This window comes from Micromonospora sp. NPDC048843, assembly GCF_040649965.1.
GTDB lineage: Bacteria > Actinomycetota > Actinomycetes > Mycobacteriales > Micromonosporaceae > Micromonospora > Micromonospora hortensis.
The window spans coordinates 1-11,020 of record NZ_JBEZGJ010000211.1 but is presented as its reverse complement, the minus strand read 5'-3'; the positions used below and the strand labels follow the sequence as shown (position 1 = coordinate 11,020).

General features: G+C 68.5%; 11 protein-coding genes and 1 riboswitch. Of the genes, 6 read left to right on the top strand and 5 right to left on the bottom strand.

Annotated features, from left to right (window positions below; genetic code table 11):
• Positions 1-128: 128 nt before the first annotated feature.
• Both AB0C20_RS31845 and AB0C20_RS31840 read right to left on the bottom strand, forming a co-directional pair.
• On the bottom strand, positions 129-731 hold the full coding sequence (locus AB0C20_RS31845; RefSeq protein WP_357177155.1) for a copper chaperone PCu(A)C: 603 nt from the start codon (positions 729-731) through the stop codon (positions 129-131).
• 65 nt (positions 732-796) lie between these two features.
• Positions 797-2,875 (bottom strand): copper resistance protein CopC, encoded by a 2,079-nt coding sequence (locus tag AB0C20_RS31840; RefSeq protein ID WP_357569375.1) that lies wholly within the window; start codon positions 2,873-2,875, stop codon positions 797-799.
• A gap of 131 nt (positions 2,876-3,006) precedes the next feature.
• Positions 3,007-3,221, top strand: a riboswitch (cobalamin riboswitch).
• Positions 3,222-3,349: 128 nt separating this feature from the next.
• Between AB0C20_RS31840 and AB0C20_RS31835 the strand changes: the two genes are divergently transcribed.
• The 4 genes from AB0C20_RS31835 to AB0C20_RS31820 all read left to right on the top strand — a co-directional run bounded on the left by AB0C20_RS31835 (position 3,350) and on the right by AB0C20_RS31820 (position 6,652).
• Positions 3,350-3,862 carry an acyl-CoA thioesterase gene (locus AB0C20_RS31835; protein ID WP_112588799.1) on the top strand — a complete coding sequence of 171 codons (513 nt, stop codon included), beginning with the start codon at positions 3,350-3,352 and terminating at the stop codon, positions 3,860-3,862.
• 109 nt (positions 3,863-3,971) lie between these two features.
• The gene (locus AB0C20_RS31830) at positions 3,972-4,964 is read left to right on the top strand and encodes a zinc-dependent alcohol dehydrogenase family protein (protein WP_357177151.1); all 993 of its coding nucleotides are present in this window, start codon (positions 3,972-3,974) and stop codon (positions 4,962-4,964) included.
• 228 nt (positions 4,965-5,192) lie between these two features.
• On the top strand, positions 5,193-5,864 hold the full coding sequence (locus AB0C20_RS31825) for a nucleotidyltransferase domain-containing protein (RefSeq protein WP_357177148.1): 672 nt from the start codon (positions 5,193-5,195) through the stop codon (positions 5,862-5,864).
• The gene (locus tag AB0C20_RS31820; protein ID WP_357569374.1) at positions 5,864-6,652 is read left to right on the top strand and encodes a nucleotidyltransferase domain-containing protein; all 789 of its coding nucleotides are present in this window, start codon (positions 5,864-5,866) and stop codon (positions 6,650-6,652) included. Before AB0C20_RS31825 ends, AB0C20_RS31820 begins: the two co-directional genes overlap by 1 nt.
• 827 nt (positions 6,653-7,479) lie before the next feature.
• Here the strand turns inward: AB0C20_RS31820 and AB0C20_RS31815 are convergent.
• The 3 genes from AB0C20_RS31815 to AB0C20_RS31805 all read right to left on the bottom strand — a co-directional run bounded on the left by AB0C20_RS31815 (position 7,480) and on the right by AB0C20_RS31805 (position 9,134).
• Complete coding sequence (locus tag AB0C20_RS31815; RefSeq protein WP_357569373.1) at positions 7,480-7,752, bottom strand: hypothetical protein; 273 nt, start codon at positions 7,750-7,752, stop codon at positions 7,480-7,482.
• A 200-nt stretch (positions 7,753-7,952) separates the two neighbouring features.
• Positions 7,953-8,441: a hypothetical protein gene (locus AB0C20_RS31810; protein ID WP_357177144.1), complete on the bottom strand. Its 489-nt coding sequence runs from the start codon at positions 8,439-8,441 to the stop codon at positions 7,953-7,955.
• A 492-nt stretch (positions 8,442-8,933) separates the two neighbouring features.
• Complete coding sequence (locus AB0C20_RS31805; protein ID WP_357177142.1) at positions 8,934-9,134, bottom strand: hypothetical protein; 201 nt, start codon at positions 9,132-9,134, stop codon at positions 8,934-8,936.
• A 441-nt stretch (positions 9,135-9,575) separates the two neighbouring features.
• Here AB0C20_RS31805 and AB0C20_RS31800 point away from each other — a divergent pair, with 441 nt between their 5' ends.
• Both AB0C20_RS31800 and AB0C20_RS31795 read left to right on the top strand, forming a co-directional pair.
• Positions 9,576-10,559, top strand: a complete 984-nt coding sequence (locus AB0C20_RS31800) for a hypothetical protein (RefSeq protein ID WP_357569372.1) — start codon at positions 9,576-9,578, stop codon at positions 10,557-10,559.
• Between the two features lie 69 nt (positions 10,560-10,628).
• The gene (locus AB0C20_RS31795) at positions 10,629-10,943 is read left to right on the top strand and encodes an NUDIX domain-containing protein (protein WP_357177138.1); all 315 of its coding nucleotides are present in this window, start codon (positions 10,629-10,631) and stop codon (positions 10,941-10,943) included.
• Positions 10,944-11,020 lie beyond the last annotated feature (77 nt).

Genomic DNA, 11,020 nt, shown 5'->3' with positions numbered 1-11,020 from the left:
GGCGTACCGCTGGTCGGGATCCGGTGGTGACCGCCGGGGCGGGCTCGACGGCCGGATCAGCGGGCGGCGCGTCGGCCTCCGCCGCCCTGCGGCGCGCCTGCTCACCGGCCGGACCTGTGGTGTCTGCGTCACGATGCCGGGCTCATGCTCGTCCCCGGCGTGGGGCTCATGCCCGGCATCGGCTCGCCGTGCCCGGGGGCGTAGCTCTCCTGCGCGCCGGTGAACGGCTTGGCCATGGCGCGGAACTGCTGGGTCTTGCCGTCGGCGAAGGTCAGGGTGACTGTCAACTCGTCGCCGGCCTGAACGGGCTTGGTGAGGTTCATCAGCATCAGGTGGTCGCCCCCGGGCTCCAAGGCGTGCGTGCTCTTGGCCTTGATCACGATGCCGCCCTGCTTCTGCCGCATGACCATCTTGCCGTCCTTCATGGCCATCTCGTGCAGCTCCATCGGCGACAGGGAAGTCGTGGCACTCGTCACCGTGACATCGGTGTCGCCGTCGTTGACCAGCGTCCCGAAGGCCGCAGTCATGCCCTTGTCGGCCGCCTTCACCCACGGGTCACGAATGCCGAGCACACCAGCGTCCGGGTTGGCGGAGGCCGACGCGGGCGGGCTCGCCTGCGCTGTCGACGGAGAGTCGGACGAGCCGCAGCCGGCGACGCCCACCGTCAGGATCGCGGCGGCGAGCATGGCGGCCGAGCGGCGGCGTGAAGCGTTCGGGCTGGTGGTGCGCATGTGATCTTCCTCCGATGGTTGCTGCTGGGAGGTTGGTCGGCCGCAGCTCGGAGAAAGTTCCGGACTCAGGGAACGTTGATCGTGAACTCCCCGGTGTGCACAGTGCCGGCGACCTGGAAGTCGAAGAAGGCCCGGTACCGGCCTGCACTCGGCGCGGTCAGCCAGAACTTCACAGTCCCGTCGACCAACTCCTGCTCGGGGTGGACGTGCACGTAGCCGAGGTCGCCCTCACGCACCACGACCAGGTGCCCGTACGCGCCCAGGTACCGCTCCAACTGCGCCGGTACGGTCGGGTCGGCGCTGACCTGGAAATGGATCGGCGCCGTCACCCCCACCGTCGGGGTGCCGGTCATCGACACCGCGTACGGACCAGCCGTAGCCTGTGCCGCCGCTGGCGGCAGCGCGGCCGGGGTGTGCGCGCCGGGCACTGTGTGGTCGACGCCCAGCACGAGGGGGATCTGGGTGCCGTTGGTCGCGGTGACGGAGAAGTCGGCGAAGACGCGGTAGCCCCCGGGCCGGGCCAGCGTCAGGGGGACGCTCCAGGTGCCGTCGGGTGCCATCGTCGGGTGCAGGTGCTGGTAGCCGGACAGGTCACGGCCGACCACGATCAGGTGCAGCGGCTTGTCGTGGACGACCGCGAAGGTCGTTGCCGGCTGCCGGTCGGTCCCGACGATGCGGAACCGGTAGTCGGCGGGTACACCGGGGGGTTGGGACCGCTCCAGCGGTTGCAGGGTGTACCCACCGGCGCTGACCGTCGTGCCGGTTGCCAGCGTCGCGCCCGTCGCGTCGTCACCCCGATGCGTGTGCGGCCCCGTACCGGCCGGGTGTTGGTGCCCGTCGGTCGCCGAGCCCACCTGCCCCGAGTCGGACGGTCCACCGGCCGACGGTCGTGAATTGCCGGTCGCCGGACTCTCGTCGGCGGTGCCGATACGGGCCAACCCGAACCCGGCCAGCAGAGCGATCACCAGCCCGCCGACGAGCAGCGCCAGGTGGGTGTTGCTCAACCGGGACCCAGGCGTCGCGGCGGCGAGGTCCGTGTCGGGCCGTGATCCGGTGTCGACCGTCGCCTCGCCGTCCGTGCTGGCGAGGGCCTCGGTCACCTGATCGGTAGGCGTCGGATCGACAGCAACGCCCGCGCGGGCCGTGACGACCGTGTCGCCCTTGCGCGCCGCCGGCACTGTGGCGGGCCGCCGCTTGTCGCTCGCGGTACGCGCGACGACGCCGGTCGCCGCGCCGGTCTTGCCCCCGACGGTCTTGCCAGCGCCGGCCCTGCCCCCGACGGTCTTGTCCCCGGCAGCTTTGCCGCCGACGGTCCTGCCAGCGCCGGCCCTGTTCGTGGCACGGGCGCCACCGCCGCGTCGACCGGAGGTCGCCGCCGAGGTACGGCCCCGGCCGGTGGGTGTGCCGGCGGATCGGCGACGCCAGACGACGAACCCGGCCACCGCCCCGACCGCCGCGACCGCCGCCGCCCAGCCGGCCCAGACCAGTGCCCCGGGACCGCTCTCCTCGGTCGACCCGGTCGACGGGGCCGCCGCAGCCGGCGGGGTCGACGGATCGTCCGCGGTGGTCGGCACCGCCGAGGCCTGCCCGGACGAGTTGTGCTGCTCGGTGGCGGCCACCAGAGCCGGGTCCGGTTGGGTCGACGGCGGGCTCCACCCCTTCGGCGCTGCCGTCACCCGCCCGTCGTGGCGGAAGGTCAGGGTGCCCCGCACGGTGTCGCCGTCCGAGGCGACCGACAGATAGCTCACCGAGTACTGGCCCTTGGCGGGCAGGTGGGCGACGGACACCACCGCGGGGAACCCCGTCGTGTACTCCCGTGGCTCGAACTGCCCATTGACCAGGAAGTACTCGCGTACCGGCTTGTCCAGTGGCTTCGGCTCCCCATACGACCAGCCGTTGTCGACACGGACGCCGCCCGGGGCGGTGATCGTGAAGAACGCGTTGGCGGCGGCCTTCTCGGTGAAGTAGAGCCGCACCTCCGTCAACGGCTCGCGCACTGTGGCGCCGCTCGCCGGTGTGGACATGGCGAGGGTCCCGTGCGCTGCGGCGGGTTGGGCGGACGCGAGGAGAGCGACAGCCGAGGCGAGGAGGAACGCGAGGAGGCCAGAGACCACCCGCCCGCAAGTCTGGGGGAGACGACGCATCTGGATATCCTCACCCTCGCGAGACTTTTTTCAAGAGCTGACGATCTTCTTCCTCAGATGGCAAAAGTTGACGATCAGGTCATCCGTCGCCGCGGCAGGACGCCCCGGGTGGACACATTCCCTGGCCAGCTATGCTCGCCGACGGCGCTGGTTCGCCCCGTCGTGACCGGCGGGGCGTCGTAAGAGGGAACCCGGTGAAAATCCGGGGCTGCCCCGCAGCGGTGAGTGGGAACGACCGCCGTCATCAGCACTGGGCCAGTGGCCTGGGAAGCGACGGCCAGTAGGCGACCGGCGCGACCGGTCAGGCCCGCGAGTCCGAAGACCTGCCGGCGCCGCGTACACAACCGTGTGCGCTGCCGTCGGTCTCGCGGGTGGGCTGAGCGGGTGACGGGCCGCGCGTGTGGTGCACGGCCAGGTCCTCGTCAGCGTGTCCGTGACCCGGCGGTGTGGTTTCCCGAGGGACGGACTACCGCTGTGCACGACACCACCACCATCGCCGGCCGCGCGCCGTCGGCGTCGCACCTGACCCTTTCGCAGATCATGGACCAGCACCACACCAACCTGATGGGTACGGTGCACGGCGGCCGGATCCTCAACCTCATCGACTCCGTCGCCGGTGTGGTCGCAGCCCGGCACTCCGACGGGCCGGCGGTGACCGCCGCCATCGACGAGACGGCGTTCCTCCGCGCGGTGCGGGTCGGTGACGTGGTGCACGTCGATGCCCGGATCACCTGGGCCGGCCGCAGCTCGATGGAGGTGGCCGTCAAGGTGACCGCCGACCGGTGGGACCGGGCGGTGCCGCCCACCGACGTGGCCACCGCCCACCTGGTCATGGTCGCCATCGACGACGACGGCCAGCCTCGGACGGTGCCACCGCTGCTACCGGAGACCGACGGAGACCGGCGACGGTACCGGGAGGCGGAGATCCGTCGGAAGCACCGACTGGCGCTGCGACGCGCGCTGCTCGACGGCGCCGAAGACGACTGACCCGCGCTCGGGCCCGCCCGTTGCGGCGCTGGCGCGGTCCGAGGAACCCGCCCCGCCGCCTATCCGGTCGGATAGCGTCCACGTGAAGCCTCGATCACGGAGAGTGTGGATGGTTATGCGCGCTGCGGTGCTGCGGGAGTTCGACGTTCCGCTGACGGTCGAGGAGATCGATCAACCCATCCCCGGGCGCGGGCAGGTGCTGGTGCGGGTAATCGCCAGCGGGGTCAACCCGCTCGACACGAAGATCCAGGCAGGTAAGGCCGCGCACGCGCGCGTCGAGCTGCCTGCGGTGCTCGGCCTGGACCTCGCCGGCGTCGTCGCGGCGGTCGCCGCGGACGTGACCGGCTTCGAGCCGGGAGACGAGGTGTACGGGCTGTGCGGGGGCGTCGGCGACCTCCAGGGCTCGCTGGCCGAGTACGCCGCCGTGGACGCTCGACTGCTGGCCCACAAGCCGAGGAGCCTCTCGATGCGGGAGGCCGCCGCGTTGCCCCTGGCGGCGGTCACCTCCTGGGAGGGGTTGGTCGACCGGGCCGGAGTCCGCGCCGGGCAGAAGGTCCTGGTGCACGGCGGTGCCGGCGGTGTCGGACACGTGGGCGTGCAGCTTGCCCAGGCGAGAGGCGCCGAGGCGTATGCCACTGGCGGGCCGGCGAGCCTGCGGGTGATCGAGAGTCTGGGCGCGGTGCCGATCGACTACACAGCGAGCAAGGTCGAGGAGTACGTCGAGAGGTACACCGGCGGCGAGGGCTTCGACATCGTGATGGACAACGTCGGCGGCGCGACGCTCGACGCGTCGTTCGCGGCGGTACGCACCTACCACGGGCACGTCGTCAGCGCGCTGGGCTGGGGCTCACACTCGCTCGCCCCGCTGTCGTTCCGAGGCGCGACCTACTCCGGCGTGTTCACCCTGCTGCCGATGCTCACCGGGCGCGGCCGCGAACACCACGGCGACATCCTGCGCGAGATCGCGACGCTGGCCGACGCTGGTGCGTTGCGCCCGCGACTGGATCCGCGCACGTTCACGCTCGACAGGGTCATGGACGCCCATCGGCTGGTCGCCGACGGCACCGCCGAGGGCAAGGTCGTCGTGGACGTCCCCGGTTGAGCCGAGCCGTTCGTTCACACCGAAGGGGTCAGCACTGGGATCCTGGTTGTCGCTCCGGTGACGTCTGCCCATGCCGAGATTCGTGCTCTACGGCGACGAGTACGGGCCTGGGTCGCAGGTTGGCCGGACCACCATGAGCACTTCTTCGTCGAAGAGCCGAACCTCACGGACGCGGAGTGCTCGAAAAGGGTGGCGCGTGCGGGGCGGTGGTTGGGTAGCGTCCCGGGCGTGATCGATCTTGTTGAGCGGCATACGGTTCTCGCCGTTGTGGTCGGGTCGCGGGCGTACGGGCTGCATGACCGGGACTCCGACTACGACCGGCGTGGCGTCTATGTAGCGCCCACGCGGGCGTTCTGGCACCTCGACAAGCCGCCCACTCACCTCGACGGTCCGGCGGTGGAGCAGTTCTCCTGGGAGTTCGAACGCTTCTGCGTCCTGGCCCTGCAGGGCAACCCGACAGTCCTGGAGGTGCTCTGGTCCCCGCTGGTCGAGAGAATCACCGTCGACGGGGAATGGTTGCTGGCCGCACGGCAGGCGTTTCTGTCGAGGCGGGTGGCGGAGACCTACGGCAACTACGCCCGGGATCAGCTCAACCGAGTGGCGGCACGCCGTGAGCGCACCGGCGAGACGAACCACAAGCAGGCCATGCACATGATCCGGCTGCTGGTCGCCGGGGCGCATGTGCTGCGTACCGGGGAGGTGCTGGTCGACGTTCGTCACCTGCGTGACCGGCTGCTCGCGGTGCGGCGTGGCGAGCTGCCCTGGGATGAGGTTGCCGCCTGGGCGGCGGACCTACTGGCTGAGCTCGCCGACGCGACCGCCACCACCACGCTGCCCGACCAACCCGACCGGGTTGACGTGGATCGGCTGCTCACGGCCGTACGGGAAAGGAACCTGTAGTGACCACCGAGGTGCCGCCGTGGGCCGCCGAGGCAGCCTGCGTCCTGCCCCGTCCGCTGCTGTTCGCCACCGTCAGCGGTGCGCATCTGTACGGATTCGCGTCCATCGACTCCGATCTGGATCTGCGGGCCGTGCACTTGCTCTCGCCCGAGGAGGTCGTCGGGTTGCGCACCGGTCCGCAGACGTTGCAGCACATGGGCGTGCGCGACGGTGTCGAGTTGGACGTCGTCAGCCACGATCTGCTGAAGTTCGTCAAGCTGTTGAACAGCCGCAACGGGTACGTTCTGGAGCAGCTGTTGTCACCGCTGGTGGTTGTGACCACTGCGGTGCACGCCGAACTCATCTCCTTGGCCCCGCGACTGGTCACCCGTCACCATGCGCACCACTACCTCGGATTCGCGGCCACTCAGGAGAAGTTGTACGCCAAAACCGGGCAGCTCAAGCCTGCGCTGTACACGCTGCGGGTCCTGCTCACTGGGATCCACCTGATGCAGACCGGCCGCGTAGAGACGAACCTTGCCGTGCTCGGAACGAGGCTGTCGTACGTACCGGATCTCATTGCCGCCAAACGGGAGGCCGAGCATGGCCCGCTCCCCGCGGGCGTTGCAGGGCGGCTCGCTACCGACGTGTCGCGGCTGCGCGCCGAGTTGGAGACGGCCCGGGACATCTCGGTGTTGCCCGAGCGCGTAGATCCGGCAGCCGTGGATGCCCTACACGACCTGGTGGTGCGCACCCGACTGCGTGAGCTTCTCAGCCAGGAACACGTCGCCCTGTCCGGCCGCGACTAGGGGAGCAGATGGGGAGCAACCGGCTGCACGGAACAGCGTTGAACCGCGCCCAACGGCAGCGAACGGCATTCAACTGCACCCACCCCATCCTGCGGCTCTAAGTATCCGCAGGTCAAGGTAGGTGCGGCGTCCTGTTTCCCGCGGAGTGCTCTGCGGTTCTGCCCAGCAGTCGACAGCGCTCTATGTCGCCTGGTAGGGGAGTGTGCGCGGGTCAAGGCGGTAAGGAGTCGTTGGCCTGGCCTGGCCTGGCCTTGCAGCTGGGAGCAGATTGGGTGCAGGTTGGCGAAGTGGTCTCCGCGCCCGAAGTGCTCACCGATGCCGGGCGGAGACGAGGCGCTTTGACCTGGGGTGATGTCGGTCGAGCGGTGCGGGGTGACCTCCCAGTAGAGGTCGAAGTGGTCAGGCGTGTTGTTCAGGGATGGCTGGCGCCGGCCGGTGTCTCGGGTCGCCTAACGCCACGCCTGTAGGTCTGCTGTAGACCGATGTGAAGCATTGCGGGCGAGCCTGCCGGAGTCCGTCACGGTTCCGTCATCTGAGACGCCGATCCCACGCGAAGCGCCCTGACCAGGCCCTTCAGTTTGGCGACCTCGTCGGCGGACACGAAGACGTCGGCCGGGAGCAGGAGCCGCTGCGTCCGCGACTGCCGATGACAGTGCGTCACGCTGAGCCGCAGTTGGTAGACACGTGACGCTCGAGGCAGGGCATTGCCGGCATTGCCAGATCCGCACAGAACCGACAGCGCCGGCGTTCGATCGCGCCTGGAACTGATAGCCCTGGTCGCCGCGGCTCGACTGCTGACTCCTGCATGGCCAGGGACTCGACACGGTCTAGCGTCGCGGCACGGTTCGGGCGAGCGAGTGTTTGTGCCGGTCGGGTAGCTTCGCCGGGTGGTTGATCGAGTGGTGCGTGCCGGCGATGTCGCCGTGATGAGGTTGTTGGACGGTGGGTTTGGGGCGTGTCAGGTCACGGGTGCCGATGGTGATGTGACGTCGGCGTATGCGCTGCGTTGGCATTCGGTGGACCGGCCGAGCCTGGACGAGCTGCGCGGCGTTGAGCCGCTGACGCTTGATCATCATGCCCATAACGGGCGTCTTGCTCATTTGTCGATTGGCAGCTGGTATGCGGTGCCGCCGGGGTTCGCGTGGATCGGAAGCCTGCCCGTTCCTGACGATGTTCCGGTGTTGTCGGACACATACTCGGGCTGGCAGGCACTTGCCGACGATGTGGTCCGGCAGCGTCGCTGGGACAGGGAGCTACCGGGGGTGGTGAAGTCCGCCTACCGTGCGGCGGCCGCTCGCGGTCAGGTTGACGTGACCAACTCGGCGTCCAGCAGATCGGCTGCTTCCTCAACGGTGGCCACGAACTCTACCGGTGGGATCCTGGCGACGAAGACCTTGCCCAGGTCGTCCGGAAAGGGATGGTCTGGCCGCCAGAACGCGAAGACGATCACTAGGTCGTCGTCCAGGTAGGCGTACTTGGAGACGTTGTCGACGGTCTCGCCCCACTGCATGAACCAGAACTGCTCCCGAAACTCCGTGTCGTCTGCGTGGAGCAGCCGGAAGATCTCCTGCGGTGTGCGGCCCGGGAAGGGACAGGGCTTGACGTCGCGTCGGCGCACCTGCGCCGCGCTCGACCGCATAACGCGGATGAAGAACGGGAGGAAGGCGTAGTTGTCCTCGGTGGTCAGCCTCCTGCCAGCCGCCCACAGGTCGACGACGCGGAGTTGGTGCGGCTCGACCTCGCCCATCTCCACCGCGAACGTGGCCCGGTCACCGAAGCGTCGTGTCATCAGCCCACGGGCGCAGTCATAAGGAAGGCCGTGCCTGACGGGGTAGCTTGCCATCCCTCCGCCAATGCCTTGCGGACAATCGCAGCGACCGCCGACGGGAGAACGGGCACAGCCGGCCCGCCAATCCAGTTACTTGGATGGTCCTGGGGCATGCTGACCAGCAACACCCTGCCCTTGCAATCGGCCTGTTCTACAGCGATAGTGAGTGGTCGCTCACATAGCCCTTGGGCATAGGTTGGTTTGCCGCGTACTCGCCACCTGTAGGTGACCCCGTCAACCGTTATGAGCCGAGAGCCCTTCTTGACCAACGCCATGACGACCCTCCTCGGCGTCAGATGACCGTGCCCGTAGCGTGCCGATGCGGCGGTCAGTGTGGGGCAGCGCGATACGCCCGGTCAGCGGGGCAGAGACGCCGCGTGCCGCCTGCCCCCAGAATGTCGCTACGCCCCGTGTAGATCAACGCGATTCCCAAGCTGAGCGTGGGCGCACGCCCTAGTCACCTTGCTCGGGCTGGAAGTAGCGCTGATTGATCCGTGCAGCGCCGCCGGGTTTCCCAGCCAGAATCTGGCGCCCCTGCCACTCGACGGTCCGCTCATCGCTCCAACCTACGCAGAAGTGCAGTCGTCCTCCGGCGTAGAGGTTGCCAGTTTGCCACAGCGTCATCGGTAGCAGATCAACCAAGAGGGCTTGCATGGCGTGAGGGTAGCCGTAGACCCGCCGAGAGGCTGCCGGCCATAGCGAGCGACAATCTGAGTGACGACTGAGGTCGCCACCTCTCGGACACCCGTGGACGACGACAGATCGTTTCCCGAAGATGTCAGCCATGCTGTCCCGGTCGTCAGTCGGGCGGTGCCAGCTCATGTCGAGATCCGCGCACTCGACTATGGCGGGGCACCGTTCCGTGATGCTGCCGCCTTGTTGATGATCGGGTCGAGATGCCTCCGGAAGCGCCGGTACCCCGAAGCTTGATTTGACAAGCCTTAGGAAGGCTCTTCGGCGAACCCGAAGGCGTCAGTACTGGGGGCCCAGGTTGTCAGTCGGGTGATGAGCGACTGGCCGAGGTGCGGCTGACCCGAGGGCGGCAGACGAGAAACCGTGGTGCGGTCCTCACAGGGGCTGTGGATGATGGCTGGCGTGACTGAGAAGGGCAGCGGGTCCGCGGAGCAGCGCCTGTACGACGCTGTGGCGCATTGGAACACCGACACCGGGTACGGCTTGGCGGACCTGATCCATGCCGCTTGCCAGGCGCTGATCGACGGGCTGGACTCGCCGACGTTGCGTGAGCTCGCTGGTGCATCGGTGCGTGACTCGTCCTGGGATATCGGCGATCTCGTCGGCAAGTCGCTTGAGGAATTACGGGTCCCGTATCCGGGCACTGTCCCTCCAGGCTTCGCCCTTGCAGCAGGTGGAGGAGTCGCCCGCCGGCCAGGAACCGATTCTCTCCGTCTGGAGGTAGCGCCGGTGCCTGGCGGCGTATGCGGCGGATTCCAGGTGCAGGTCTGGGTCAACGGTACGGAGATGACCTCTGCCGGAGCGGGTCTCGGGATGGACCCGTACCACGTCCTCGTTCCCACCAATCGTCTCGTGGCCGACTCCGAGCTGCGCACCGTTGCGATCGCTCGATGTGTGTGCGGTGTGCACGGTTGCGGATCCACAGACGTCACCATCGCGCGGGATGGCGATCTGGTCCACTGGGACTGGTCGCTGGAGGTGCCCATGATGCGGGGCGTCTCGTTCGTCGCTGCGGACTACGACGTGGAAGTCGCACGGGTGGCCGCGGATCATTCGTGGGAGACGCCTGAGCGCGTGGCCGGACGACGGGTTCTGACGGACGTGGACCGCGAGCGGCTGCTCACCTACAACCTCCGACCGAGTTGGGTCGCCAACGATTACCGCGATCAGGAGCTGTTCCGGGTCGCTCTTCAGGTCGACGGTGACTACCAGGTCTTCGTCGACACCCTGCGGCGCGGCCGCAGCGCCGAGGAACTGGCGGGCGAGGTGTGCGCCACCTTGGCACTTCCTCCCAGCGCCTGGCATGCCACCTGGCACGCCATCGTCCCCACGCTGACCAAACCGCCGAAGATCGCGGGGCCTTCCTGGCGATCCGCGCGGTTCTAGCAGCAGCTAGCCGACACCGGGTGGGTCTGCTGCACCGACAGGTGGCAGCGGGTCTGGGACGATCTCGTCGTGGCGACCTATGAAGTTGCGCTGGTACTTCTCGTCGATTCTTCGGAGGCGGTGCTCCTGCAGCATCGTGATGATCAAGCTTTGGTGTCTCCGAACCAGTGGAGCCTGCCGGGTGGTCGTGTCGAGCCGGGCGAGACGCCTGAACAGGCGGCGCGCCGGGAGTTGTTGGAGGAGACGGGCCTGAGGACGGGTGAGTTGCGTGGGCTGTGGAGCGGCCCACGCCCGTACGAGGCCGGCTTCCCGCACACGGTGACTGTTCACGTTTTCCGCGGCCGGACCGATGCTCGGCAACTAGATGCAACGCCGTTCAGTTAAGTGGTTGGTGTGGTCGTCAAGGGTCGGGGATGACGATGTCGATACTGGTGGTGGCTTGGTAGCTGCGCCGGTCGATG

Coding starts and splice junctions, on each gene's coding strand:
- AB0C20_RS31840 (WP_357569375.1), bottom strand. CDS start 2,875: ATGCGTCGTCTCCCCCAGACTTGCGGGCGGGTGGTCTCTGGCCTCCTC.
- AB0C20_RS31810 (WP_357177144.1), bottom strand. CDS start 8,441: ATGACACGACGCTTCGGTGACCGGGCCACGTTCGCGGTGGAGATGGGC.
- AB0C20_RS31815 (WP_357569373.1), bottom strand. CDS start 7,752: ATGAGCAAGACGCCCGTTATGGGCATGATGATCAAGCGTCAGCGGCTC.
- AB0C20_RS31830 (WP_357177151.1), top strand. CDS start 3,972: ATGGTTATGCGCGCTGCGGTGCTGCGGGAGTTCGACGTTCCGCTGACG.
- AB0C20_RS31805 (WP_357177142.1), bottom strand. CDS start 9,134: ATGCAAGCCCTCTTGGTTGATCTGCTACCGATGACGCTGTGGCAAACT.
- AB0C20_RS31845 (WP_357177155.1), bottom strand. CDS start 731: ATGCGCACCACCAGCCCGAACGCTTCACGCCGCCGCTCGGCCGCCATG.